Origin of the sequence: Pseudoruegeria sp. SK021 (assembly GCF_002119405.1) — a bacterium.
In the GTDB taxonomy this organism is placed as follows: Bacteria; Pseudomonadota; Alphaproteobacteria; order Rhodobacterales; family Rhodobacteraceae; genus Meridianimarinicoccus.
Map to the genome: position 1 here is coordinate 1 of NZ_MTBG01000002.1, position 26,089 is coordinate 26,089.

The 26,089-nt window shown below is 58.6% G+C and carries 16 protein-coding genes, 1 tRNA gene and 4 pseudogenes; 16 read left to right on the forward strand and 5 right to left on the reverse strand.

Features of this window, described 5'->3' with window-relative positions; all coding sequences use genetic code 11:
• Positions 1–190, forward strand: a 190-nt coding sequence (locus BV911_RS19725; RefSeq protein WP_205963786.1) for a hypothetical protein, incomplete at its 5' end; no start/stop codon positions are given.
• 219 nt (positions 191–409) lie between these two features.
• Here the strand turns inward: BV911_RS19725 and BV911_RS02540 are convergent.
• On the reverse strand, positions 410–1,303 hold the full coding sequence (locus BV911_RS02540) for a LysR family transcriptional regulator (protein ID WP_086052033.1): 894 nt from the start codon (positions 1,301–1,303) through the stop codon (positions 410–412).
• A gap of 94 nt (positions 1,304–1,397) precedes the next feature.
• On the opposite strand from BV911_RS02540, the gene BV911_RS02545 reads away from it, so the two are divergent.
• The 8 genes and pseudogenes from BV911_RS02545 to istB all read left to right on the forward strand — a co-directional run bounded on the left by BV911_RS02545 (position 1,398) and on the right by istB (position 9,595).
• Positions 1,398–1,706: a DUF2218 domain-containing protein gene (locus BV911_RS02545; protein WP_086052034.1), complete on the forward strand. Its 309-nt coding sequence runs from the start codon at positions 1,398–1,400 to the stop codon at positions 1,704–1,706.
• Between the two features lie 36 nt (positions 1,707–1,742).
• A complete protein-coding gene (locus tag BV911_RS02550; RefSeq protein WP_086052035.1) occupies positions 1,743–2,579 on the forward strand; it encodes a glutathione S-transferase family protein in 837 nt (278 codons plus the stop codon).
• 25 nt (positions 2,580–2,604) lie between these two features.
• Positions 2,605–3,450, forward strand: coding sequence for an NAD(P)H-binding protein (locus BV911_RS02555; protein WP_086052036.1), 846 nt, complete (start codon positions 2,605–2,607; stop codon positions 3,448–3,450).
• Between the two features lie 97 nt (positions 3,451–3,547).
• Positions 3,548–4,153, forward strand: a complete 606-nt coding sequence (locus tag BV911_RS02560; RefSeq protein WP_168183959.1) for a sulfite oxidase heme-binding subunit YedZ — start codon at positions 3,548–3,550, stop codon at positions 4,151–4,153.
• 339 nt (positions 4,154–4,492) lie between these two features.
• Positions 4,493–5,408, forward strand: a pseudogene (locus BV911_RS19730) (tyrosine-type recombinase/integrase).
• Positions 5,409–5,420: 12 nt separating this feature from the next.
• Positions 5,421–6,647, forward strand: a pseudogene (locus BV911_RS02570) (IS91 family transposase).
• Between the two features lie 520 nt (positions 6,648–7,167).
• A pseudogene (locus tag BV911_RS02575) lies at positions 7,168–8,720 on the forward strand (transposase).
• Positions 8,717–9,595, forward strand: a pseudogene (gene istB, locus BV911_RS20335) (IS21-like element helper ATPase IstB). The pseudogenes BV911_RS02575 and istB overlap by 4 nt, the downstream one beginning before the upstream one ends.
• A 703-nt stretch (positions 9,596–10,298) precedes the next feature.
• On the opposite strand, the gene BV911_RS02585 reads toward istB, so the two are convergent.
• Positions 10,299–10,388, reverse strand: a tRNA-Ser gene (locus BV911_RS02585).
• 334 nt (positions 10,389–10,722) lie between these two features.
• Between BV911_RS02585 and BV911_RS02590 the strand changes: the two genes are divergently transcribed.
• Positions 10,723–12,093, forward strand: a complete 1,371-nt coding sequence (locus BV911_RS02590) for a class II 3-deoxy-7-phosphoheptulonate synthase (RefSeq protein WP_086052037.1) — start codon at positions 10,723–10,725, stop codon at positions 12,091–12,093.
• A 77-nt stretch (positions 12,094–12,170) separates the two neighbouring features.
• On the opposite strand, the gene BV911_RS02595 is transcribed toward BV911_RS02590, so the two are convergent.
• Complete coding sequence (locus BV911_RS02595; protein ID WP_240512118.1) at positions 12,171–12,842, reverse strand: PAS domain-containing protein; 672 nt, start codon at positions 12,840–12,842, stop codon at positions 12,171–12,173.
• Between the two features lie 410 nt (positions 12,843–13,252).
• Between BV911_RS02595 and gmk the strand changes: the two genes are divergently transcribed.
• The 6 genes from gmk (at position 13,253) to phoB (ending at position 18,361) form a co-directional block, all read left to right on the forward strand.
• Positions 13,253–13,894, forward strand: a complete 642-nt coding sequence (gene gmk, locus BV911_RS02600; RefSeq protein WP_086052216.1) for a guanylate kinase — start codon at positions 13,253–13,255, stop codon at positions 13,892–13,894.
• Positions 13,891–14,418: a gamma carbonic anhydrase family protein gene (locus BV911_RS02605; RefSeq protein WP_086052038.1), complete on the forward strand. Its 528-nt coding sequence runs from the start codon at positions 13,891–13,893 to the stop codon at positions 14,416–14,418. Before gmk ends, BV911_RS02605 begins: the two co-directional genes overlap by 4 nt.
• Positions 14,419–14,666: 248 nt before the next feature.
• The gene (locus BV911_RS02610) at positions 14,667–15,719 is read left to right on the forward strand and encodes a cell wall metabolism sensor histidine kinase WalK (protein ID WP_240512119.1); all 1,053 of its coding nucleotides are present in this window, start codon (positions 14,667–14,669) and stop codon (positions 15,717–15,719) included.
• Between the two features lie 417 nt (positions 15,720–16,136).
• Positions 16,137–16,934 (forward strand): phosphate ABC transporter ATP-binding protein PstB, encoded by a 798-nt coding sequence (gene pstB, locus BV911_RS02615; RefSeq protein ID WP_086052040.1) that lies wholly within the window; start codon positions 16,137–16,139, stop codon positions 16,932–16,934.
• A gap of 13 nt (positions 16,935–16,947) precedes the next feature.
• A complete protein-coding gene (phoU, locus tag BV911_RS02620) occupies positions 16,948–17,664 on the forward strand; it encodes a phosphate signaling complex protein PhoU (protein WP_086052041.1) in 717 nt (238 codons plus the stop codon).
• Between the two features lie 4 nt (positions 17,665–17,668).
• Positions 17,669–18,361, forward strand: coding sequence for a phosphate regulon transcriptional regulator PhoB (phoB, locus tag BV911_RS02625; RefSeq protein ID WP_086052042.1), 693 nt, complete (start codon positions 17,669–17,671; stop codon positions 18,359–18,361).
• 197 nt (positions 18,362–18,558) lie between these two features.
• Here phoB and BV911_RS02630 read toward each other — a convergent pair whose 3' ends face one another.
• Positions 18,559–24,222, reverse strand: coding sequence for a translocation/assembly module TamB domain-containing protein (locus tag BV911_RS02630; protein ID WP_086052043.1), 5,664 nt, complete (start codon positions 24,220–24,222; stop codon positions 18,559–18,561).
• The gene (locus tag BV911_RS02635; protein ID WP_168183960.1) at positions 24,219–26,063 is read right to left on the reverse strand and encodes an autotransporter assembly complex family protein; all 1,845 of its coding nucleotides are present in this window, start codon (positions 26,061–26,063) and stop codon (positions 24,219–24,221) included. Before BV911_RS02635 ends, BV911_RS02630 begins: the two co-directional genes overlap by 4 nt.
• Between the last annotated feature and the right edge of the window lie 26 nt (positions 26,064–26,089).

A 26,089-nucleotide genomic window follows, 5' to 3' on the forward strand; every position in this document is an offset into this window, starting at 1 on the left:
GGGCGTCGAGCTGTCCCTCTTTCATCCCGTCGACCCGCCCGAGATTGGCGACAACCCGCAGCCGGGGCTTGCCGGCTTCGTTTCGGAACGACTCGACTATCTGAAGATAGCGGCGACCGCCGCTCTCGGTGATGCGCGTAAACATGGAATGCAAAGTATTCGATCTTTAGCTATATTCCAAGTAACATAAGTTATAGCACGTGTAACTACACGACTTTCACCGAAATCAGTCTTACACAGACTCCAACCCATTGAAACTATATGCTGGGGCTCGAAGATCCTGCCCAAAATCGAGCCGATTTTGTCGAACTTGGGAGACACGATTTCTCGGTTTGGCGGGGCGATGCAAGGTCGTCTTGGCTCACTCGTGTATCCACCGAGCGACAGCGACGCGTTTGATGGGAAGGTTTCACAACATCAAATCTGAACGATGCGCTATGAAATGATCAATCAGGCGGCGGGTCAGCGCTTTTTGCGGTCCGATGTCTGGCCAAACAGCGTAAATGCCCAGTGTAGGTAGGTTCCAGTCCGGTAGAACGCGAACCAATTTCCCCTGGATGACTTCCTGCTCGATCACGCTCCGCGGCAGGTGCCAGATCCCCAGCCCGGCCAGCACTGCAGCCTTGGCGGCATTTACCGTGTTCACCTCAATGCGCAGGTTTTCTGGGGAAATGTTCTCCGATTGGCCTTTGCGTTCCAGCGCCATCATCGATGGAATTTGCGTCACCGCGATGAAGTCATGCGCTTTAAGGTCGTGCGGGGTCACAATCGGCGGGCGCGCCGACAGGTAATCCGGTGAGGCGACCAGCAAACGCTCAAAGTCGGCAATACGACGGTTTTTCAAGCTGCTGCTACGTAATGTGCCCAACCGGATCGCCAGATCAAATCCGTCCTTTACCAGATCGGTCGGCATGTCGCTGCACTGCAGGGATATCGCGACCATTGGGTGCATCTGTGCAAATCCCCATAGTGTTTGGTGCAGTTTGCTCTGCTCGCCGAAGGCCGGCATCGCCACATGAAGCGCGCCGACAGGTTCTTCATTTCCTGCATGAATCGCGTCCAAAGCCTCTTCTCCTGCGGCGACCATTCGGCGGGCTGGATCAAGCGCGATTTGACCTTCGGGCGTCAAAGACATGGACCGCGTTGAACGGAAAAACAGCGTCACGCCTTGGCGTTCTTCCAATCGCGAAAGGTGGTGGCTGATGACGGATGTAGAAAGCTTGAGCCGACGACCCGCGGCACTGAGACTGCCTGTGTCGGCGATGGCGACAAAGACAGCGAGGCTGCGATAGTCTTCGATCATCTTTCTAATTCCTGTAAAAATGATTTCTCAACATGTCGGATAATCATAAAGGCCGGTTCTGTCTATTTCTGTGTTCAGCACACAGGAGACAGCAATGTTCACAAGCAACGCAAAATTCACAACCGAACGGGCCAGCAGCTATTTGCAACAACTGTGCAAGCATTTCGGACACAAGATCGAAGTTCAGTTTGACCCGCAGGCTGGGCTGATCAAATTCCCGTTTGGCCAATGCGCTTTGTCAGCAGATCAAGGCGTTTTGGACCTGACAGTCAACGCTGAAACCCAAGCCGACCTGACCAAAGCATGTCGCGTGATCGGCAGCCATCTGGAACGGTTCGCGTTCCGCGAAAGCCCGAAGATCGAGTGGCAGGCCGTCACCGCAGTGAACTCTGCCGACACGTAACGTCGAGCCGAAAACTGTCTATTGAGGAGCAAAATTATGCCAATCCTGTCAACCAATGATCCCGCAATCACTTCGCTTAAAGGGATCCACGTGTATCATGCGGGCATATCGAATTGCTCGATGCGTGTGCGCCTCGCGCTTGAAGAGAAGGGCCTGAAGTGGGTTTCCCATGAAATAAATTTGGGCAAGCAGGAAAATATCCAGCCGTGGTATCTTGCGATCAACCCAAAAGGTCTGGTGCCCGCGATTGTGCATGATGGCGTTACGGTCACGGAATCGGATGATATCCTCGCATATCTGGAAGAACAATTTCCTCAGCCGGCGCTTGTCCCTGCGGACCCGATCCTCGCCGCTCAGGCCGATATGTGGTTCGATTTGGCTGTGTCTATGCACATCAGGGCGATCAAGACTTGGGTCTATGGCAGCATGCATGGCGCAACCAAAAAGAAATCTGACATGGAGCATTATGCTGACGTTCAGCCCGACAAAGAGCTTGTCGCATTCCACCGCAAATCGCTGGAAGGGTTCAGCAATGCAGACGTCGAAGCGGCGCGCAAAATGATCGCAGAGGCCTTTGACAAGATGGAACTGCGTCTCGCAAATCACGACTACCTCGTCGGTGACGCGCAAAGCATAGCTGATATCGCGTGGCTTCCTCAGTACATCGTTCTGGGTACCATTGGCTTCGATTTTACACCCTATCCGGCTGTTAGGGCATGGGCCAAGCGTCAGGAACAACGCCCCTCATATAAGCCCGCGATCACAAATTGGATGCCACGTGTACCCGGATGGGCGCTTCGCATCGCGATCAAACTCAAGCGGGCCTTCGCTGGGCTGAAATCTGTGGGGCAACATGCGCAAACCAAGACTTGACCGAATTTGACACTAGGAACATCCCATGACAATCGCGATTACTGCCGTATCCGGCCAACTTGGCGGAGCAATTGCACGCAATTTGATTAAGACCTCAGGCGGTGAGACTATCATCGGCCTGGCCCGCACCCCGGCGAACGCAAAAGGGTTTGGAATTGAAATCCGCCCCGGCGATTACGGACAACCGGACCAGTTGCGGGCGTCTCTCAACGGCGTTGATACCTTGTTGCTGGTGTCCGGCATGGATGCCCCCGATGCCCGTATTCAGCAACACCGAAATGTTATTGAGGCCGCTAAAAGCGCAGGCGTGCAAAAGATCGTTTATACCAGCATTCAAGGCGCTGAGGACGGCACAGCCTTCTCCCCCTTTGTTCAAAGCAACCGTCAAACCGAAGCCGACGTGCGTGCCAGCGGGCTTGCTTATGCTATCGGGCGCAATGGCATTTATATCGAGCCGGACGTGGAATACATCGCCAGCTACAAAGCAAAAGGTGAAATCGCCAACAGCGCCGGTGCGGGCAAATGCGGCTACACAACCCGGTCTGAGTTGGCCCATGCCTATGCCTGCCTGTTAAGCAACGACACCTTAAACGGCCAGACGTTTAACCTATGGGGCACCCCAATTACACAAGGCGAGCTTGCGGGTCACTTGAACGGCGCATTCGGCACGTCGTTGACCTATCGCGAGATGACACCAAAAGAGTACGTCGCGGATCGCACAGCCGAACTGGGCGATTTCATCGGACCGATCATCGTCGGCATATATGAGGGTATTCGCCTTGGCGTTTACGATGTGCCCAGCGACTTTACGGCAGTCGCAGGCAGACCTCATCAAAGCTGGGCCGACTATTTCGGATCACTCGCGGACTAAATGCGCGTCTTCCTGTTGATCCCGACATCCCGATCCTTGGTCTTAGACGCTGCAAACGGACTGCACTGTTTTGCAAAAGGTAACGAAAGTAACTTCAATGGCCCTTATTAAAGCGTTTTTCAATTCACCCTACACTTTTTGGGGCATCCTGACGTTGCCTGCCATACCAATGGTGATCGGCCTTACCTCTGGCGATCCCGAGGCGGTCAATCAACTTCTGCATCCGACAGGTGAGTTTGCAGCACGCTTTATGATTATCACGATGATGATCACGCCGTTGGTGATGTTGTTCAAAAGTTGGCGTGGACCGCGATGGTTGATGAAGCGGCGGCGCTATCTTGGGGTTGCGGCATTTGGCTATGCTTTGGCCCATACGATCCTGTACCTTGTTGACGAGGGCGCGAGCGCCTTTACGGGTGGCGAAATCTCCAAACTCTACATCTGGACGGGTTGGCTTGCTTTTCTAATCTTCGTGCCCTTGGCCGTGACTTCGACAGACGCGTGGGTTCGCAAACTGGGCCCTCGCTGGAAAACCCTTCAGCGCTTCGTATACGGTGCAGCGGTGCTGACCCTTTTGCATTGGGCAACGCTGCATGATTGGGGTGGGCTGGGTGCTGCGATGGTGCATTTCGGTCCACTGATTGGGCTGGAGGCCTATCGGCTTGGTTCCAATTTGCACCGCCAGCGGATGCGGTTGGCTTGACCAGAAAGGCCAACTCGCTCAACGCGATTTGCGAGGCGCGAGATTAGTAGCGCCGTGCTTTAGTTTTTTTACTATATTTGGTCAGGTTCCCTTCTGAAGCAGCCATTCGTGGAGCAAGCAGCATCGAGCGAAGTGGGCTCACTGCCGACCTGCGATGCACCGCAGCATCTGGCTCGCTCGACACCTGAGAATCGGTAAGGTCGGCCCTCGGACTAAGCCGCTCGCGCGGCATCGGCGCACGTGACTGATGGTGTGAGACGGCCATAACGGCGCGCATTTTGCAATCCCGCTGACCTGACTGACGATTGAGGTTTCTCAATCTGATGACAGGAGGTTCTCATGACAGAGGAGAAGATGAGCCCGCTTCGCGCGCGGATGATGGAAGATATGCGCATTCGCGGGATGGGCGACAAAGCGCAGAAGTCGCACTTCCGAGCGATCAAGAATTTCACTACGTTTCTCGGTCATTCACCGGATACTGCCACACCAGAGGAACTGCGCGCCTATCAATTGCACATGACAGATAGCGGGGTGACACCTTCGACATTCAATACCCGGATTGTCGCGCTGCGTTTATTTTTTCGGCATCACCTGCGGGCGCGAGGACATGAAGCGCTTCATGCAATTCAAGACCCAGCCCAAGAAGCTGCCAGTCGTGTTCAGTGTGTAGGAGGTGTCAGATCTGCTCATGGCGTCTCCTGGACCTGGTCAGAAGTACCGGGCGGCACTCAGCATTTCTTACGGTGCGGGTCTGCGCGCATCCGAGGTGTGCAATCTCAAGATCAGCGACATTGATAGCGACCGAATGCTGATCCATGTGGATCAGGGCAAGGGTGGCAAGGATCGCAAGGTGATGTTGTCACCGGGTCTGCTCAGCCTGTTGCAGGAGTATTGGAAGGAAGCGCGCCCGGAAGGCTGGCTGTTCCCCGGAAAGCCCAACATCAACCCGATCTCGTCGCGCCAATTGAACCGGGCCTTTACCTCGGCCAAACATATGGCGGGCATTTCCAAACCGGCAACCCTGCACACGTCGTGTCGTAGACGCGCCTTCGGCACGCTGCGCCATAGTTTCGCGACGCATCTGCTGGAGGCAAACACCGACGTGCGCGTCATCTAGGTCTTGCTGGGTCATGCAAAACTAACGACGACAGCGCAATACACCCACGTCGCTACCAAAACGATCAAGGACACCGTCAGCCCCTTTGAGATGCTGGCTGGCCTGCAAAATCAAACCCTCAAGCGAAGTCTGGAGTAATCGGCGCGGGCCTTGTCCCGCCCAAAACTGGAGATTGCAGACATCTTTCGACGATATGGCCCCGCGTGGCGGCGGGCCAGTGCGGGACATGTCAGTCTGAACCAGCTCAAAGTCATGTCAGCGATTGAGGCTTGCCGAACCGAGGCGCTCGGTGGGCATGTGGCAGCGTGCCCAAAGTGCGATCACCACCACATCGCCTACAACAGTTGTAAGAACCGGCATTGCCCAAAATGTCAGGGACCGGCTGCACACGACTGGATGCAAGCCCGCGCCGTGGACCTGCTACCCGTCGAGTATTTCCACAAGGTCTTCACGCTACCGGCAAAGATCGCGCAGATCGCCTATTGGAACAAGAAGGCCGTCTACGGCCTCCTATTCAAGGCGTCGGCGGGAACGGTGATGACCATCGCTGCCGATCCCAAGCGTATGGGTGCGAAGGTCGGCATGACCAGCGTCTTGCATACGTCGTGCCAAAGGCGCGTCTTCGACACGACGGGTTCAGCGATGACCCACCATCCGCACATCCACATGATCGTGCCTGGTGGCGGCCTGTCGCCGAAAGGCGCAAGGTGGGTCGCCTGTAAGCCCGGGTTCTTTCTGCATTTGCGCGTACTGTCGCGCCTATTCCGCCGCCTGTTTCTGGACGGGCTGATGGCACTGCATCGTGCCGGGGAGCTCGCCTTCTTCGGCGATTTGGAACACCTGGCGGGGATGGATGCCTTCGCAGCATGGCTCGCCCCCTTCCACAAATCTGAATGGTTGGTGTATGCCAAGCCACCCTTCGGCAGCCCCGAGGCTGTACTCACCTATCTGAGCCGTTACACCCACCGGGTGGCGATCTCAAACCATCGCCTCGTCAGCGCCGATGCCAACACTGTCACGTTCCGCTGGAAGGATTACCGCGTCAAGAACGACAATCGTCAAAAGGTCATGCACCTCCCCACGCACGATTTCATCCGCCGCTTTCTGATCCACGTCCTGCCTGATGGCTTCCATCGCATCCGGCACTAGGGCCTTCTGGCCAGTGGCATGCGCAAGACCAACCTCGCCAAAATCCGTGCGTTTCTCTGTGTCCAGCCGCCAGATCAGGCAGATGTCGAAGATACTGAGCCAGACGACACCCCTCTCACGCTGCGCGAACCATGCCCGTGCTGTGGCAGCCCCATGCGCATCATTGAGATATTCCGACGCGGCCAGAAACCGATGTCCCGCGCGCCACCAAGGGAGCAAGCCGCATGACAGAACCCATGTCACCCATCCAACGCTCACACTGGCTGCATCGCGCAGATCCGGTCCGGTCACGGTGTGCAGCGCGAGCGCCCATGTGCCATGCAGGTCCAGTCCCATCTCACCTTGTTGTTCTAACGGCGTCACCGTGTAGGGATACGCCACCGGCTAGCATCTTGAAAAACGCCAGACGATCCGCGATAATCACCGCTGAACCGACCGACAGCGCACTTTCCCCATAGACATTGCCAAGCCCACGCGGCTTCCACCTTGGGAGATTTTCCAATGCGGGCCGACCAAGCAACAAGTCCAACCCTCACACTCCGGCCCGCATCAAAAAATCTTCACCAAAGCCGCCCTTGACCAAGCGTGTGAATCCCGGAGGCAAACTGGTCCACAGAAACGGTCGGATTACCTGACCGTCGCGGAGTAAAAGTCCGCCATTCTGATGCCCGGGGCGGAAGCTGAGGGCCGGGAGATGTATTCTGTGGAACTTTATAACTGGGTGCGCAAAGCGTGCCCTGTCGAGGGTATGAGTGCGCGCGAGGCAGCGCGTCTGTTCGGGATTGACCGCAAGACGGTGTCGAAGATCCTGCAGCATTCGGTGCCTCCGGGGTATCAACGCAAAGAGCCACCGCTCCGCCCGAAGCTTGATCCCTTTGTGGCGGTGATCGACCAGATCCTCGAAAAGGATAAGAGCAAACTCAAGAAACAGCGGCACACTGCCAAGCGCATTCATGCGCGGCTGCGCGACGAGCATGGCTTCACGGGCGGGATTACCATCGTCACCGATTACGTGCGCGGATCGAAGCGCCGGACGCGGGAAGTGTTCGTGCCGCTCTCACATGCGCCGGGGCATGCTCAGGTTGATTTCGGCGAGACGCTGGGGGTGATTGCCGGGGTCGAGTGCAAGCTGCACTCCTTCGCGATGGTCGACATTGGGAGCGCCATCGGTCCGAGGCCCATGGCGGACGCTGCATTTGCCTTCTTCGGCGGCGTTCCGTTGCAGGTCCTCTACGACAACGAGACCTTGTCCGCCATTGGTCCGAGGACAATGGTCGAGTGACGATCGCGGTGGCGAAGATTCTGGGCGATGGGGTCCGGTTGCGTACCCGTGTCTTTTCGGAATTGCAGTCGCATTACCTGTTCGACGACAAGTTTGGCCGACCGGGCAAGGGCAACGATAAAGGCAACGTCGAGGGTGTGATCGGCTATGGGCGGCGGAATTTCCTCGTTCCCGCGCCGCGGTTCGACAGCTTCGATGCGTTGAACGATGTGATCTTGTCTGCCATCGGTCCGAGGACCATGGTCGCATGCTGGAAGGACAGTGCCTGAAACGGCAAGACGACAGTCTTCGCGGACATTCCGAGACCGTCGGTGAGCGTCTGATGCGGGACCTGGATGCGCTGATGGGGTTACCCCATGCCTTATAATGCCTGCGATAAGGTCAGCACGCGGGCGACATCGATCTCAATGGTCCGATATCGCAACAACGATTACTCGGTGCCGGTCGCTTATGCCCATCACGAGGTTCAGGTTCGGGGTATCATGCTGAAAGCATGCCTCCGGCATGACGTCCATGAGGTTGTGGTTGGCTGCGGGACCGAGGTGATTGCCCGCCACCGCCGGTCTTACGCACGCGCCGACATGGTGTTCGACCCGATGCATTACCTGCCGTTGCTGGAGCAGAAGGTCGGTGCGCTCGATCAGGCATTCGTCGGGCGGACCTTCCACTGGAAGGTCCACGGGTCCTCCTCATCTCTGCAAGGCTGGGACCTGCCCGACGAATTCGCCACGCTGCGCCGGCTATTGGAGGCGCGGATGGGGAAGAAGGGCAAGCGTGAGTATGGTCAGGTTCTGCGTCTGCTGGAAACGTTTGACCTGATCCATCTGCACGCTGCGATCCGTCAGGCATTGGATCTTGGGGCCATCGGCTATGATGCCGTGAAGCATCTTGTCCTGTGCCGGATCGAGCGGCGTCCGCCCCGCCTTGATCTCGACATCTATCCCTATCTGCCCAGAGCACAGGTCGGGACGACGAACCCGGCCAGCTACATGAGCCTGATGTCGGGAGAACCGGCATGAGCGACACCCCGCAGGTTCTATTGCAGCATCACCTCAAGGCGCTGCGATTGCCGACGTTCAAGAGCGAATATGACAAGCTGGCCCGTCCGGCGGCGTGCGCCGCCAATTTGGTGAGTTGCCTGCGGACGTACGCGGGGCGCAGCAGAGGGCAAAGATCCTGTGCAGTATCTGCAGCGGCTTTGCGAGTTGGAGTTGCCCGGCGGCGTGCGCCGCCAAATCATGACTTGCGGGCGGACGCCCGCTGGCGCGAACGCCGGATGGTCGAACGGCGGATCAAAGCGGCAAAGTTTCCGGCCACGAAAAGTCTCGACAGCTTCGACTTCAAGGCCATCCCGTCGCTCAACAAGGTCCTGACCATGGAACTTGCCCGTTGCGAACACGCGGATCGCCGCGAAAACATTATTGCTCTGGGTCCTTCAGGAACCGGCAAGTCCCACATCGCTTTGGGCCTTGGCCTCGCGGCTTGCCAGAAGGGCCTGAAGGTCCGATTCACGACAGCCGCCGCGTTCGCCATTGTGCTCGAACCGATGGCGCATCAATGGCTCACTGCATGAGTTGATCGAAGCGGCTGATGACCGGCGGTTGCAACGGCTACAAAAGCTGATGGCAAGTCAGGACCTGTTGATCATCGATGAACTCGGCTTCGTTCCCCTGAGCAAAACCGACGCAGAGTTGCTGTTCGAAGTCATCTCGCAGCGCTATGAGCGCGGCTCGATCGTCATCACGTCTAACTTGCATTTGATGAATGGACCGAAGTCTTCGGCTCCAAACGCCTTACCGGTGCCATCTTGGATCGCTTGACCCACCATGTGCATATTTTGGAAATGAACGGCGACAGCTACCGGCTGAGACAGAGCCGAAAACTCCAGGACTGAACTCCCCAAAACAGCATTAGTGCTGGCCTACGGCCAGCGCGCTCTGGCACGCGTTAGCTATGTGGGGCGCACACGCGCCAGAGCGCCGCCGGCATCCCGAGCGTGGCCCCTTTTTTGCGCCGGTAAATGGCCCCTTTTGCCGCCGTGATTGACACTGCACCAGAATAGTGGCAGCTTCCATCGCTGCTCACATCGAGTGTCCAACGACGAGTTTGGGCGCCACATTTTTTGGGGAACCTACAGGTTAGATCGGCAACGACAAGAAGTGGCCCGTAGTTTCGAAGCTCGGAGTTCGGTGAGTTAGCATGGCTGAACGTCTGAAAATTCAATAAGAAAAATTTTTCTTGCACTCCCAGCGAGCTTCTGCTTGCCGCCCACTGTCGATGACATCAAAGGGTAGGTCTTACCTTAATTGGCACTTAGGTTGTAAGGTGCCAATTCTCTTTTAGGGGACCAACAGCTTTCCACTCATCTCCAACATGCGCCAGTTTGGTGAGGATGCGGCGTGACCGGACTGCGAAGGGCGGCATTTGCCTGACGCCGACCAAGATTCCCAGTCGACCCGAGCTATATGGATGCGCCGCATGCTCTGTGTTACGTATCAAATACAATCGGCCCGACCAAACTCGGTCAGCAGAACTGTACCCCCGAACCAATGGAGCATCGTTTCCATGTTTGATCCCAAGGTTTTCGCCGGAATCTATGGCGGAGAGACAGGGATTCGAACCCTGGAGACGGTCTCCCGCCTACACACTTTCCAGGCGTGCGCCTTCGACCACTCGGCCACCTCTCCGTGCGGTGCGGTATACTGCGGTTTTCAGCCGGTTCAAGTCGAATCCTGCCTAAATTTGAAAACAATGTGATTGGGGTGATGGTTGCGGCCATTTCAACCGGGGCGGGAAGGGCGGTCTGACCCGTTTTCATCCCGTTGGCGGCCGGCGCCGGGTCGGCACGCCGGTCAGACGTCATCCCGAACTCGGAATACCGACACGATAGGTCAGCCACGTCCCCGTTCTACAGAGGCGATCATACAACTTGCGGCGTTGCGCGTGTTTCCATTTCCCAAAAGCCCGGCTATACACAGCCACCCGATCCAATAGGCGGATCAGTCCCAAGCGGAGGAAGCTATGACACGGGCCTGGAACAAAGCGGACTGGAGACAAAAACCTCGGGTTCAAATGCCGGATTATACCGACGCGGTTGCACTTGCCGATGTCGAGGCGAAACTCGCGAAGTATCCTCCGTTGGTGTTTGCGGGCGAGGTGCGGACCCTGAAAAGCCAATTGGCACAGGTCTCACGCGGCGAGGCATTTCTGCTGCAGGGCGGCGATTGCGCCGAAAGCTTCTCAGAATTCGACGCGGTCGGTATTCGCGACACATTCAAAGTCATGTTGCAAATGGCGATGGTCCTGACCTATGCCGCGAAAGTCCCGGTGGTGAAAGTCGGGCGCATGGCCGGGCAGTTCGCCAAGCCGCGGTCGGCGGCAACCGAAACCGTCGGTGGGATCGAACTTCCATCGTATCGCGGTGACATCGTCAACGACATCGCATTCACAGCCGAGTCGCGCATCCCAGATCCGCAGCGGATGCTGCAGGCCTATACGCAATCGGCAGCGTCGTTGAACCTGCTGCGCGCGTTCAGCCATGGCGGGTATGCCGACGTCCATCAGGTGCACGCTTGGACCTTGGGCTTCACTGACCGGGATGAGGCAGAACTCTACCGCGATATGGCCAACCGAATTTCGGACGCGCTGGACTTCATGAAGGCAGCGGGCGTGTCGGCTGACACAGCGCATACCCTGCGGTCGGTGGATTTCTACACCAGCCACGAGGCGCTGCTTCTGGAATACGAAGAAGCGCTGTGCCGGATCGATTCCACCACTGGCCTGCCTGTCGCCGGCTCTGGTCACCTGATCTGGATCGGCGATCGCACCCGGCAGCCTGACGGCGCGCATGTGGATTTCTGTCGCGGCGTCCAAAACCCGATCGGTCTGAAATGCGGCCCGTCCATGACTGTCGAGGACCTGAAGCTGTTGATGGAACGGCTCAACCCCGAGAACGAGGCCGGTCGCTTGACCCTGATTGCGCGGTTTGGCGCCGGGTCCGTCGGGGATCACTTGCCGCGTCTGGTCGAATGCGTGCGCCAAGAAGGGGCGAACGTGGTCTGGTCCTGTGATCCGATGCACGGAAACACGATCAAGTCGGCGTCGGGCTATAAGACCCGTCCGTTTGAAAGTGTCTTGCGCGAAGTGCGGGAGTTCTTCGAAATTCACAAAGCCGAAGGCACGCATCCGGGCGGCGTTCATTTTGAAATGACCGGCCGCGATGTGACGGAATGCACCGGCGGCGTGCGTGATGTGACCGATGACGATTTGTCCTCCCGCTATCACACCGCGTGCGACCCGCGTCTGAATGCCAGCCAATCGCTGGAACTGGCGTTTCTGGTGGCCGAGGAAATTCGGGCGACCCAAGAACAGACCGCCGTCGCGGCAGTCTGATCTCAGGCATTAGCTTAACGAATATAAAAAGGGGCGGTGTCGGTGACACCGCCCTTTTTTTGTCCACCAGGTCACGCCTATTCGGTGTCGTCGTTGGACGAGACCAACCGCAAATAGGGCGGCGCGGTCTTGCATGTCAGTTTGGATGCGGCAGTTCTTTTCTCAAGGGCCGCGAACGGCTTTTGGTCCTCGGCAAAGCCAACGGTTTCGGCCGGGACATCCGAGGCAGGAATACCGCGCGCTGGAACCGCCGGAGCGCTGTCGGGGAACACCGCGACCCCAGCCACCGGCAGAACCTCGACGGCCTCCAGATCGAACCGACGGGGCGTCCGACCAATTTGTCCCTCGGTCACGAGGCATCCAAGCGCCCGGCTGACATCGCCCAAATCGCTTTTCAGCGGCAATAGCAGCACATCCGCTGTCAGGGCTGGTTTGCCAAACCCGGTTTCCGCGACGAGATGAAAGCGGACCGTGGCAGGCTGTTCAAACAGGTGTTCCATGGCATCGCTGATCTGGCGGCGGGCGTCGGGGGTGAACAAGGTGGTGACTGGCATGCCCCGGACCTCCATCCCCATCAGGTCGTTCAGATGGCTGCCCGCAAGCCGAAAGCGGGCGACGCCGGGGGCAATCCGTTCAAGAATGAAGGCATGTTCCAGCGCCCGATCAATGCCACGCGGGTCTATCTCAGACCGGAAGGGGATCGGACGACCGCCCCTCAGACCTTCCCAATACGCTTCTACCTGGGCCATAGCGGGATGTTTCATTGCAACTCTGATGTTGACCATCGACACGATATTGCCGGAAGAATTGACGACAGACGCGCCATCTTGAACACACATATAACAGACTCCACACCGAGTTTTAACACTTTTTCACAAAGGCGCTCGTCGATCAGGTTGAAAAGACCGGCCTGAGCAGCTTGAAATGAGTTTGAACATAAATTGCGTCAAAAGCGATGCGCATTAGATAGGGCTGGTTAATCGCTGATACGACCAACAGAGCCGAATGAGATGTCTTTTAGACATGACTTCTGCCAAAGCGTAGAAGGTGACGCCCTGCACGCCTCGGGTTTGTTTGACGTTTTTCACCAGTTCGATCTTGACGTTTGCGGGCCAGCACGCGCATCTGCGCCCACTCATTTTGCAGGAAAGCGATGATCATGGTAAATCGACGCGGCCTTCTGGTCATACTTTCATCGCCCTCCGGTGCCGGAAAATCGACGCTGGCGCGCAAATTGCGCGACTGGGATCCCTCGATCCGCTTTTCGGTCTCAGCGACCACGCGCACCCCGCGCACCGGTGAAGAGCACGGGCGCGAATACTTCTTTCACGACCGGGAGACGTTTCAAGCCATGGTCGAACGCGAAGAAATGCTCGAACATGCAGAGGTGTTTGAGAACCTCTATGGCTCGCCCAAAGCGCCGGTTCTTGCAGCGCTGGCCGAGGGGCATGACGTTCTCTTCGACATTGACTGGCAGGGCGGCCAACAAGTGCGCAACTCAGTACGGGCCGAGGACGTGGTCTCAATCTTCGTGTTGCCACCCTCGATCGCCGAACTGGAACGGCGATTAAACTCCCGCGGGCAGGATCCGCAGGATGTCATTGCCGGACGGATGATGCGCAGTCGTGATGAAATCAGTCACTGGGCAGAATATGACTATGTGCTTGTGAATAACGATCTGGCACAGGCCGAAGCCGACGTGCAGGCGATTGTCACCGCCGAGCGCCTAAAGCGCAGTCGCCAGCCGGGCTTGATGGACCGGGTGCGGAGCTTGAACACCGAATTTGAGGAGCGGGCATGACCTTGTACAGTTTGGACGGCATAGCGCCGGAATTCCCTGAAGACGGTGACGTCTGGGTGGCCCCGGATGCCAACCTGATCGGGCGGATCATTCTGATGACCGGCAGTTCAGTTTGGTTCGGCGCAACTTTGCGCGGCGACAACGAAGCCATCACCGTTGGCAACGGCAGCAATATTCAGGAAAACTGCGTTCTGCATACCGATATGGGGTTCCCACTGACCATTGGCGCCAATTGCACCATCGGCCACAAGGCCATGCTGCATGGCTGCACCATCGGGGATGGCACCTTGATCGGGATGGGGGCAACCGTACTGAATGGGGCGCGGATCGGGCAGGGATGCTTGATCGGGGCAGGTGCCTTGATCACCGAAGGCAAAGAGATCCCGGATGGATCGTTGGTGATGGGCGCACCGGGCAAAGTTGTGCGGGTGCTGGACGCCGACGCACAGGCGGCATTGCTAAAATCCGCCGCATCCTATCAGACCAACATGCGCCGGTTCCGCGACGGGTTGCGCGCACTATAACACGGTTGCCCGGCTCGTTGACACAGAACTGTCATGATCTGCCTGCTAAAGAGCACGGATCGGGTCTCGTCCCGAACCGGCTTGCGCTCCGATGCCGCCGAACACAGCCGCTTCCCCCCTCGTGATGCCGTCACTGCAGGAGGTCGCGTGTCACAATTGAACTAAGGATGTCCGACGAATGACCTGCAAGACTGCAGTAAAGCAGCGCCTTTCGAGTGATATCCCGTCGACGGACAGGGTGCGCGATCGTGAACTCTGAACTTCTGAACGCTGTTCTGTCCGGAGTGCCGATGCCGTTGGTGCTGATCGGTGCGGATCAAAGCCTTAAATTGCTGAATGCACCCGCCACCGAAATGTTCGGCTCCGGCATGGAGGGGCGGCATTACTTCAGCGTCCTGCGCCAACCGGCGATCCTTGACGCAATCTCGCGTGTTTACAGCAGCAAGGAACGCCAAGAAGCCCGATACAGTGCCAAGGATCATGCGCAGGAAACCCTGTACCGTGTCATCTGTGCGCCGGTCCAGAACGGGTCGGGGCTTGGGGTATTGGTCAGCCTCGAAGATGTCACTTCCTTCGAAACCGCCGGGCAGATGCGGCGCGATTTCGTCGCGAATGTCAGTCATGAATTGCGCACCCCATTAACCGCGATCCTTGGGTTCATCGAAACCTTGCGCGGACCAGCCCGCAACGATGTCGAGGCCCGGGACCGGTTTCTAGAGACGATGGAACGCGAGGCCGAGCGGATGAATCGGCTGGTGGATGACCTGCTGTCCCTATCCCGGGTCGAAACCGAAGAGCGGGTCAGGCCCACCCAATTACAAGACCTGCAAGACCTTGTCCAAGCTGTCTGCCACAGCCTGCGGCCGCTGGCCGAAAGCGCAGGCGTCGAGGTGGTGATCAATGCGCCGTTGCCCGAGGCCCAGAAACGGGTGCAAGGCGATGCCGACCAATTGATGCAGGTTTTTACCAACCTGATCGAGAACGCGATCAAATATGGCAGTTCCGGTGGCCGGATCGAGATCGACATCGTGCTCGTGCCTCGTGATCCGATCATGCGGGCTCCGGGCCTGCAAGTGGACGTGCGCGATTTTGGTGCCGGCATCGATTCCATCCATCTGCACCGGCTGACCGAGCGATTCTACCGCGCCGACAATCACCGTTCCCGGGACCTTGGGGGCACCGGATTGGGCCTAGCGATCGTAAAGCACATTGCCAACCGGCATCGCGGACGCTTGAAAATCGCCAGTGATCTGGGCAAGGGCAGTTGTTTCTCAATTGTTTTGCCAATTTCAGGCCCTTGAATTCAAACAGTAAATTATACACAGCCTTGACTGTTACAAAACTGTCATGAAAGTGTTATAAAAGCGACTTTGTGGAGGCCTAACTCGCTGGACGAGAAGGCCCTACCTGGGCGTATCGTCGCCACAGTCAGGAGCGTGAGATGCAGTTTGCCAAACCGATCACCGCACCTCTGGTGTGGGATGCCGCAGCTAGGCCAAATGTGACCCCGTTGCCGAACACGATGCGTTCGCCGTCGGTCTGGCTCTGATCGGAATGACCCAGATCGCAATCATCACGTCGGCCCCCAAAGGCATTACAGGCTTGCCTCCCGCAGCCTGCTGCACCTCTAGGTTCGGGACGCCCGGCCATCACAACCATACCTACAGCTATTATTTTGCGCCGTCGCCTCGTACGACGCTGGTGAGAGGAATACTCAGATGAACGATATGCGCATGACAGAGCGTAAGGTCGGGACCCGCGATACTAAGATTTCGGGTGAAAACGTGGATGTTTACTACGGCAGCACCCATGCGATCAAAGGCGTCAACGTCAATATCGAAGACAAGGCTGTGACCGCATTCATCGGTCCATCGGGCTGCGGCAAGTCGACGTTCTTGCGCTGTCTGAACCGCATGAACGACACCATCGATAGCTGCCGCGTCGAAGGCAAGATCACCATCGACGGCAACGATATTTACGACAAGCGGGTCGATCCGGTGCAATTGCGTGCCATGGTCGGAATGGTGTTTCAAAAGCCAAACCCCTTTCCCAAATCGATCTACGACAACGTGGCCTACGGCCCGCGGATTCACGGGCTGGCGCAATCCAAGGATGACCTGGACGAGATCGTCGAGAAATCCCTGCGTCGCGGCGCGATCTGGAACGAAGTTAAGGATCGCCTGCATTCACCGGGAACCGGCCTGTCCGGCGGGCAGCAGCAGCGGCTTTGCATCGCCCGTGCCGTCGCCACCGAACCTGAGGTCCTGTTGATGGACGAACCTTGCTCCGCGCTCGACCCGATCGCGACGGCACAGGTTGAGGAACTGATCGACGAATTGCGCGAAAGCTTTTCGGTCGTGATCGTCACGCACTCGATGCAGCAGGCGGCGCGTGTCAGCCAAAAGACCGCGTTTTTCCATCTTGGCGAAATGGTGGAATTCGGCGAAACCGGCGAAATTTTCAACAACCCAAGAGACCCGCGCACGGAAAGCTACATCACCGGACGCATCGGCTAAAAGAGGCATTATCGTGGCAAACGGACATATATCTTCGGTCTTCGACCGGGAACTTGAGGCTGTTCAGGCGCATATCATGCGGATGGGTGGATTGGTTGAAACGTCGATTTTAGATGCGGCAAAATCGCTGGAAACCCGCGACGAAGAACTGGCAGAGGAAGTGCGTCGTCGCGACCTTCTGATCGATGAACTTGAAATCCAGATCAACGAAGAAGCTGCGCGCCTGATCGCGTTGCGTGCGCCGGTGGCTGTCGATCTGCGAACCGCCTTGTCGGTCATGAAAATCAGCGGCAATCTGGAACGGATCGGCGACTTTTCCAAGAATATGGCGAAGCGGACTTTCGTTTTGGCCCAGATGAACCACATCCCAGACGCCTATGCTGACATTCGGCGGATGGCGCAAATGGTTGAATTGATGCTGAAAGATGCGCTGGATGCCTATATCCGCCGCGATCTGGCATTGGCGCATGATGTTCGGGTTCGCGATGCCGAAGTCGATCAGATGTACAACGCGATGTTCCGGCAATTTCTGACCTTTATGATGGAAGATCCGCGCAACATCACCGGTTGTATGCATCTGCACTTCATCGCAAAAAACACCGAACGGATGGGTGATCACGTGACCTCGATTGCGGATCAGGTGATTTACCTCATCACCGGCGAGATGCCGGCCGATGACCGTCCCAAAGGCGACCGCACCGCCTTCATGACCTCCGAGAAGGAGGGCTGACCCCTTGGCCACCGCATCCCAACCCCTTGTTCTGGTGGTAGAAGACGAACCGGCGCAGCGCGAGATGCTTGCCTATAACCTTTCGGCAGAAGGGTTCGGCGTGGCCAAGGCCGAGAACGGCGAAGAGGCCTTGATTCTGGTCAAGGAACAGACCCCGGACCTGATTGTTCTGGACTGGATGCTGCCGAACGTGTCGGGCATCGAGATATGCCGGCAACTAAAGTCGCGGGTGGAAACTCGCGCCGTTCCGATCATCATGCTGTCCGCCCGTTCCGAAGAGGTCGACCGGGTTCGCGGCTTGGAAACCGGCGCCGACGACTACGTGGTCAAGCCGTATTCGGTGTCCGAGCTGATCGCCCGGGTGCGGTCGCAATTGCGCCGGACCCGTCCTGCGACGGTCGGGGAGGTTCTGGAATATGAGGACATCCGCCTCGACGCCGAAAGCCACAAAGTGTTCCGCGATGGTAACTCGTTGAAACTTGGGCCGACGGAATTTCGCCTGCTGTCCACCTTTATGGAAAAGCCGGGCCGGGTCTGGAGCCGGGAACAGTTGCTAGACCGGGTCTGGGGCCGCGACATTTATGTCGACACCCGGACCGTCGATGTCCATATTGGCCGCTTGCGCAAGGCGCTGTGCCTGCATGGCGGGGGTGATCCGTTACGGACCGTGCGCGGCGCGGGATATGCCTTGGGCTAAGACACCGACGCACCGCACAGTGTTGTGAGTAATCAAAGGGGGGGGGCAAATCTGCTCCCCTTTTTCGTTGTCTCCAGTGCCCAACGGTTAGGGACGCGTTAACGCGGCTATTGCGATCTGGCACCATCATAACCCCGCCCCGGCATCAGCGCGATACCGGGGCGGGGTGACCATGTCAGGGCTTGCGCCCGGTCAGATCAATAATCCGTCTCATAGGACAGGCCGATGCTGGTATTGCCATCGTTGTCGAACCCGCCCCGCGCTGTGAAATTCTTGCGGATTTCATAGTTCAGTTGGATCTCGCTGGTGCCGTCTGATCCCACGGTCACATCCGTATACACTCGCTCCGAAATGTATTTCCCGGCCGTGACCGAAGTGGTGCCATCATCATCCTTTGCCACGTTCAACTGATCGACGCCCAGCGTATCGCGGATTGCGCCAAACACGCCACCACCACCGCCCGACAACGTATTGATCGCCGATGCCAGCTGGATCAACTCGACCGGGGACAAACTGGCAATCGGTTTGGCGAAGAACAATTGCGCCAAGACTTCGTCCTGCGGCAGTTCAGGGTCCGACGACAGCGAGATTTCCGGATCGGTCACCGGTCCCTCAATGACGATATTGGCATTGATCGTCCCGTTATCGGATGACGCAACCATCCGCAGATACGGCACCAGTGACCCTTGGAACGAAATCGTGGCCTCGGTGAACTCCAAATTTTGCGACAATAGGCTCATGCGGCCACGGATCAGTTGCAGATCACCACTTGGGACTGGCGTCACCGAGGTGCCGCGGACGGTAATCGCGCCGCCAAGTTCAGCATCCAGTCCACGTCCGCGAATGAAGATCTGGTTCGGTGCCGAGATCAGCAGGTCAAGATTGTAAACCGGCCCGCCGCCCTGCGCGCCGCCGCCGTCATCCTCTGTGACCAGCCCGGCACGCATGCGTGTCACCAAGCTGGACTTGGGTTCCCCCTTATGCTCGATATCCGGCACTGCCGATGGGCCACCGAAACTGGATGGAATCTGCACTTCGGTCCGGCCAATATCAATCCGTCCGGCAATGTCGGCACCGCCGGTCAACGGCCCATTCACCGAAATTTGCCCATTCACGGTCGTGTCATACAAGCTAGGATCCACCAGATGCAGTTGATCTAGCTTGACGTCGATTTGCGCCGGAATATCGCCGGTCAAGGTAATTGGACCGCTGACGGTAATTGTCCCGCCGGTGTTCAGATTTGCACGAACGTCCAGATCGGCCCGAGCATTGGCGATCGCCACGCGCACGCCAAGGTTTTCCAGTGCCAATCGGGTCTCGGGGTCTGCCAATCGCCCCCCAGCCACGTTCACAGTACCCGATACGGCATCCAAGCCGGGCCGGCCATTGACCCGAAGATCAAACGTGGCGTCCCCTTGGATGGAGCGCGGCGCAAGTGCCCGGTTTGCCAGCCAAAGCGGCAAGCTCCCGGTTGCGCTTACGTCCATGGTGCCATCTGGGCGCAGAACGTCGCCCGTCGCCGCCACACGCGCGCCGCCGGGGCCATCCAAAGTCGACCGGATCGACCAGACCTGATTGCGTTCGCTGGCTGTGGCCTGCAACACCAACGGTCCCGAAATGCCCGGAACGAACAGGCCAAGATTGCGCAGGCGGCCGTTCATCACAACATCCGTCTGGCCGTTCACCAATCCGCCGGTTGTGGTCAGGGTCAGCTCGGTGCCGGTGATATCGCCGCGGTCGATGCGCAGTCCGTTTTCGTCTTTCGAGGCATCGACCACGATCCTCGTCTGGCCAGCCAATAGTTGGTCGACATCTGGCACACCGGTCGAGATGTTTTGTCCCAAGGCATCCAATTCGACATCGAAGAACCCGGTTTGCGCCGCGAAGCTTGCGGTTGCACCCGCGGTCAGCGCGCCGCCCAATTGCTGCCCGGTCAGGCCGGAAAACCGGGCCAGAGGGCCGGTGGCCAGATCAACCCGCGCCGACATTTCCATGTCTGCCGCCCCCAGTTTGGCCAGCCGCCCGTTGCCGGTCACCGACGCATCGCCAGAGGTCAACGTCAAGCCTGTCACGTTCAGGTTGTTGGTTTCGGCGGTCCAGTCGAGGGTCGCCCCCAGATCCGCCCCATCCCGCAAGGCCCGGTTCATCGCCGCATCGGTGGCGGATGCGTTCGCAACCTGTCCGGTGATCTTCGCGGTCACATCAGAGACGCCACTTTCGCCTTCGGTTTTGCGGATTGCTCCGTCCGCGATCAGGTTGACCGTGCCGACGCGGACGCCGTCGCGGTCAAAATCCCGGGCCGAAATCACCGCTTTGAAACCGTCCGCTTGGGCGGCGTCATAACTGAGGGTCAGGTCGGCAGCTTGCAGCCGGGCAGGTGGCCCCCCAATCGGCAAGACCACCGGCGCCCCTGTCGGGGTGCCGACGCGGCCGGTAATATCGACCTTGCTGGGCCAAAGTTCTGGGTCCAGCATCGCCGTACCGGCCAGATTGATCGACCGCCCGTCAATGGACAGGTTGCTCAACGTCATCCCGGTCTCGTCTCGCGCGGCGGTGATGGCCATTGACACATCTCCGGCCAGCAGATCGTCGGCGCTTTCGGTGCCCACCGACAGATCGCGGGTTTGGCCGGTGAAATCGACGTCGAAATGCCCAGTATCGACGGTGTAATCTGCGGTCACATCTGCCGAGATACTGCCCCCAAGCTGTTGCCCGCTAATGGCCGAGAACCGGCCCAGATCGCCCGCGACAGCCGCGATTTGCGCCTTGACCGCCATGGTGTCGTCGCCCTGAAGCCCGTCCACCGTCGCGTCGCCGGTCAGGGTCACATTACCCGATTTTGCCGACAGGTCAGAAATCGTCAGCTGACCGCCATTGATCCAGTTCGCCGTGGTCTTGAAACCAAGATCATCGCCGACCGCCTGATAGATTGCGGGATCGGGATGGCGAAACCCGGTCAAATCGGCGTTCAGCACTGCCGAGGCCGATGCAACCCCAAGACCCGAGGCCATCCGGGCAATGTCACCGTTCGCCGTTACACGGGCCGCGCCCACCTCCATACCATCGCGGCTGAACCCATCCGCGGCCAGTACGGCTGTAAATGTGTCGCCGGAGGCGGCATCATAGGACAGATCAATCTGGCCTTGTTGCAACAGCATGACCGGTCCCGGAACAGGCAGGGAAACGGGGTCGGTGCCGCCCGAGCCAATCCGCCCGGCAAGGTCGATTTTCTCGGGCCAGTTGTCCGCTGCCAATTGGGCAGTCCCGGCGATGTCAATCGCTTGGCCTTTGAGGGAAAATTGGCTGAGGTCGGTCCCGGTGTCGGTCCGGGCGGCGGTCACCGCCAGATCGACAGTGCCGGCCAACAGATTGGTGTCTGCCGGTTCGCCAACGGTCAGGTCGGTGGTTTTACCGGCCAGATCAATGGCGAAATGTCCGGTGGGGACATCATATTTCGCGGTCACATCTGCCGTGATTGCCCCGGCCAAGTTTTGGCCGCTGATGGCCGAGAACCGGGCAAGATCGCCTGCCGTTGCCGCCAGCTTGGCGTCGACCGCAATGGCATCGGCCTGCAAGCCGGTCACCGTCGCGCCGCCCGTCAGGGCCACATCGCCGGTCCGCGCGTCGAGATCGCTCAGCGTCAGCGCCCCATTATTGACCCAGTCCAGATCGGCACTAAGGTCTGCCGCATCGCCAACAGCCTGCGCGATCGCCGCATCGGGATGGGTGAAGTCCTGCACCGTCGCCGTCAGGGCCGCAGTCGCGCCCGACAAGGCACCGTTCGCGCCGCTGCGGCCCAACGTGCCGTCGGCTTGAATGCGCGCGCTGGAGAACCCAAGACCGGCGCGGCTAAAGTCTGCCGCATCGATCAGGGCGGTGAAACTGTCCCCTTTGGCCGCATCATAGGCGATGTCGATATTGGCTTGGCGGATCAAGGCCTCGGGTCCGGGGATCGGCAAGGCAAGCCGGTCATTGCCCGCGCGCCCAACCGTACCGGTCACGTTCAGTTTGCTGGGCAAACCGTCTGGCGCAATCGCCGCAACGCCTGTCAAATCCAGCGCATAGCCCTTGACGCTGAGGCTCGGAACCTCAATCCCGGTTGCGGTTCGCGCCGCCTGAAGCTTCAGGTCCAGCGCGCCTGCCAACAGGTCATTGGACGGGTCATCGCCGATGGCCAGATCCTGCGCCTGTCCGGCCAGATCCACGTCGAACGCGCCTGAGGTCACGGCATACGTCGCGGTCACATCCGCCGTGACCTGACCGCCAAGGGTCTGGCCGCTGATGGCTGAAAACCGGTCCAGATCACCGGTTTCGGCGGACACGGTCGCGGCAACCGCGATGTCACTGTCTTGCAAGCCGGTGACCGTCGCATTGCCGCGCAGCTTCACATCGTCCGATTGCGCGATCAGATCACTGAGCTGAAGCGCGCCGCCATTGGTCCAGTCAATCTGGCTGGTCAGCTCAAAGCCGTCGCCGACCGCATCCCACAGCGCCACATCCGTATGGGAAAACCCGGTGACAGCAACCGTCAGATCACCGGTTAGGGCGTCGATCTTGCCCGGCGTCGGACGCGCCAGCGTCCCGCTAGAGGTGATCGCGGCACGGTCCAACACCAGACCATCTTCACGCATCACGCCATCACTAATGAGCGACAGGGTGAAATCGTCGCCCGAGGCTTCGTCATAAGCCACCACCAGATCGGCCATCTGGACCGTCAGCGCCGGGCCGGGCAGGGGCAGGGTGACCGGCAAGCCGGTTTTCACCTGTCCCAAATGGGCACGAATATCGATAACGCGGGGCAGATAATCTGCGGACAGTGAAATCTGACCGTCCAGCGTCATGCCGTTCGTGGTCAGATCCAGTTGCGAGATATCGATGCCCTCAACCGGGTCTTGAATGGCCCGCACCACAAGTTCCACCTCGTTGCCGAAGAAGTTGCGGTAATCGGGCAAGAACAGATTGGCGACATCGCCAGACAAATCCGCCGCGATGGCCCGTTGCGGGGTATTGGCGACGCTTTGGGTCTCGCTTAAGGACACCGTGCCGGTCAACCGATCGACATTGTCCGTCGCCAGTCGAATATCGGCGGTAAAATCACTAATGGGTGCGTCGCCCGACACCGTCAGTTTCAGCGCCGGTTCATCCGGCATGCCTGACATACTGGCGATCAGGCCGCCTTGGGATTCGTCCACATCCAAAGTGACATAGAGACGGCGGCTGTCATTTTCGAACCCGGCATTCAGGTTGATGGCTCCGGCTTTGCCATCGATCCGCAACACGGCCAGATTGATCGCGCCTTCACCGCCCGCCAAACTGGCCGAGCCATTGATCGACGCGACCAGCGCCTGACCAACCACCGGTTCAGCCAAAGACAGCGCGCCGACCGACAGTTGTTGAACATTGACCGAAACCGGCAAACTGGGCAGGGCAAAGAGGGTGGGTTCAGCATCGGGATCGGCGGCAAGCGCCGGGGCTTCGCCGGGGGCGGGCAGTGGCTTACGTTCTACCTGCACCGAGCCGACGGTCAGGGCATCCACTTCCAAGCGACCGCGCAACAGCGCCAGGCGACGCCAATTCAGCACCACATCCCGAATCCGCAACCAAGTGCCATCGTCATCGGACACTTCGATTTCCGCGATGCTGGCTTCGGAACTCAGCACACCGCTCAGACCAGAAATCCGCACGGTCCTGCCGGGGCCGCCCAGAGCATTCTGGATCATCCGTTCCAGAAAGCCGGCATCGTCGTCGGCAGCCGCTTCGGTCGGTGTCGGGGTGGTCTGGGCAACGGCCTGCGGCGCGGACTGAACCATCACCCCAAAGGCCGCGATCAGGGCCAGCAAAAGAACTGAGCGGCGGGTCAAAATGCTTGTCCTACTCCAATGTAAATCTCAACCCGAGAGAACTCTTTAAGCTCCCCGGTATACGGCGTCGCCAAATCAAGGCGGATCGGTCCGATCGGTGTCCCATAGCGGATACCAAGGCCGAGGCCAGATTGTGAATTTCCGGCGTCTGAATAGTAACTGTCCGGGCCGACGAACCCCCAATCCATGAAGGCAACGGCACCAATGCTTTCGGTGACGGCAGTGCGCACTTCGGCGGACAGCCCAACAAAGCTGCGGCCACCCGACAGTTGGCTAGAGCCCACATCGACCCCGAGGCTTTGATACGGTTGTCCGCGGACGGTATCAGCGCCGCCTGAGAAGAACAGATATTCGGGCGAGGTTTCACTCAGGCTAGAGCCGACCACGCTGCCCAGTTGCACCCGGCCTGCCAGCACCACCTTTTTCTTCGACCCAAGCCCCTGATAGCCGCGCAGATCCAGATCCATCATCGCGCCACTTTCCGACCCGGCGACCCCGGCATAGGGCGTCAGATAAAGGTTGGCATAAGAGCCTTTCTTGGCATCCCCCGGCGTATCGCGATTTTCCCATTCCAGACGGGATGGAAACACGATCAGATTGAATTCGCGGTGTCCAAAGGCGTCGTTCACGTCGGAATACCGGTAACCGATGGACGTTTCGCCATAATATTTGTCGTCGAAATGACGGCTTAAACCGACGCCGACCAAGGCCGCAGTTTCTTCATATTCGGGATCGTCGGTATATGAGAAGCTGCCATAAGCGAACCCGTCATTGTCGGTTCCGAACATGGCCGGATTGGTCAGGCGCGCCCCGATCCCGTAATCCATGCCATCGCTGCGTTCGCTGCCAAAGCCACCGGCGGTGCCGCCGATATTGGCGATCTCAGCGTCGATGCGCAGCCGCTCGGCGCCGCCCCACAGGTTCCGATGCAGCCAGAACGCACTTAACGTGATGCCATCTTGGGTCGACACATCGCCGCTGAACCCGATGCGCCGGGGCTTTTCGTCAATGACAGACAAGGTGTAATCCAAATTGCCGTTCGCACTGGGCGCATCGGCTTCGGTCACGGCGGCCACGCTGAACGCGCCGGTGCGGCGCAACCGGCTCAGCACATCGCGCAATTCTGACGGAGAATAGATTTCGCCCTCGGGATAGCCCATGATTTCACGGATACGGTCTTCGCGAACGGCGGTCTTGCCGGTGATCGTGATCGGGCCGAACCGCAACCGGGGACCCGGCTCTAGGTCGATCTTGACATCGAGGCGCCGTCGTTCGTGATTGGCGACGATGGATTGCCCGGCAACGTCAGCCTTGGCGTGACCCTTTTCGCGCCATTCATTGACGCCGGCATTGGCGGCTGTGGCAACAAGGGTCGAATCCGCCGGTTGGTTCTTCTCAAACCCGGGCACAATCGGGGTCGGTTCGGCCTTATCCGGACGAGGCCCGATCTGGGCGGTGCCAAACCGAAAACTGGGCCCTGTATTTACGGCGACATCAACTGTGGTGACGGCGTTCGGCGGATTGAACGGATCAATATCTGCCACTTCCTTGCCGTCGATTTTGATTGAAATCGACGGTCCGAAATATCCGTTCTGATACAGGACGCTGATAAACCGGGCATAGTCAGATCGTGCCGCGCCCAAGACATCTTGTGCATTGCTATCGTCTTGTTCAAGCGCGGTATTTGTCAAAGATGCTGCGCGCAGGCTGTCCTCCAACGCGCCGGTGTCCTCATCTGCCGCAACGCCGACGACGGTGAAATTCACGCTCTCCAGCGCCATGGCCGCAATCGACGACCCTGTGAGAAGAAGAATGGCCAGAACGCCGGTTTTGAGGGTCATCTGCCTTCGCCGATCCGTATTTGTTA

What these genes read in the sequence shown, in the direction of transcription:
- BV911_RS02540 (WP_086052033.1), bottom strand. Translation starts at nt 1,303, where the DNA reads ATGATCGAAGACTATCGCAGCCTCGCTGTCTTTGTCGCCATCGCCGAC.
- BV911_RS02545 (WP_086052034.1), top strand. Translation starts at nt 1,398, where the DNA reads ATGTTCACAAGCAACGCAAAATTCACAACCGAACGGGCCAGCAGCTAT.
- BV911_RS02550 (WP_086052035.1), top strand. Translation starts at nt 1,743, where the DNA reads ATGCCAATCCTGTCAACCAATGATCCCGCAATCACTTCGCTTAAAGGG.
- BV911_RS02555 (WP_086052036.1), top strand. Translation starts at nt 2,605, where the DNA reads ATGACAATCGCGATTACTGCCGTATCCGGCCAACTTGGCGGAGCAATT.
- BV911_RS02560 (WP_168183959.1), top strand. Translation starts at nt 3,548, where the DNA reads ATGGCCCTTATTAAAGCGTTTTTCAATTCACCCTACACTTTTTGGGGC.
- BV911_RS02590 (WP_086052037.1), top strand. Translation starts at nt 10,723, where the DNA reads ATGACACGGGCCTGGAACAAAGCGGACTGGAGACAAAAACCTCGGGTT.
- BV911_RS02595 (WP_240512118.1), bottom strand. Translation starts at nt 12,842, where the DNA reads ATGGCCCAGGTAGAAGCGTATTGGGAAGGTCTGAGGGGCGGTCGTCCG.
- gmk (WP_086052216.1), top strand. Translation starts at nt 13,253, where the DNA reads ATGGTAAATCGACGCGGCCTTCTGGTCATACTTTCATCGCCCTCCGGT.
- BV911_RS02605 (WP_086052038.1), top strand. Translation starts at nt 13,891, where the DNA reads ATGACCTTGTACAGTTTGGACGGCATAGCGCCGGAATTCCCTGAAGAC.
- pstB (WP_086052040.1), top strand. Translation starts at nt 16,137, where the DNA reads ATGAACGATATGCGCATGACAGAGCGTAAGGTCGGGACCCGCGATACT.
- BV911_RS02635 (WP_168183960.1), bottom strand. Translation starts at nt 26,063, where the DNA reads ATGACCCTCAAAACCGGCGTTCTGGCCATTCTTCTTCTCACAGGGTCG.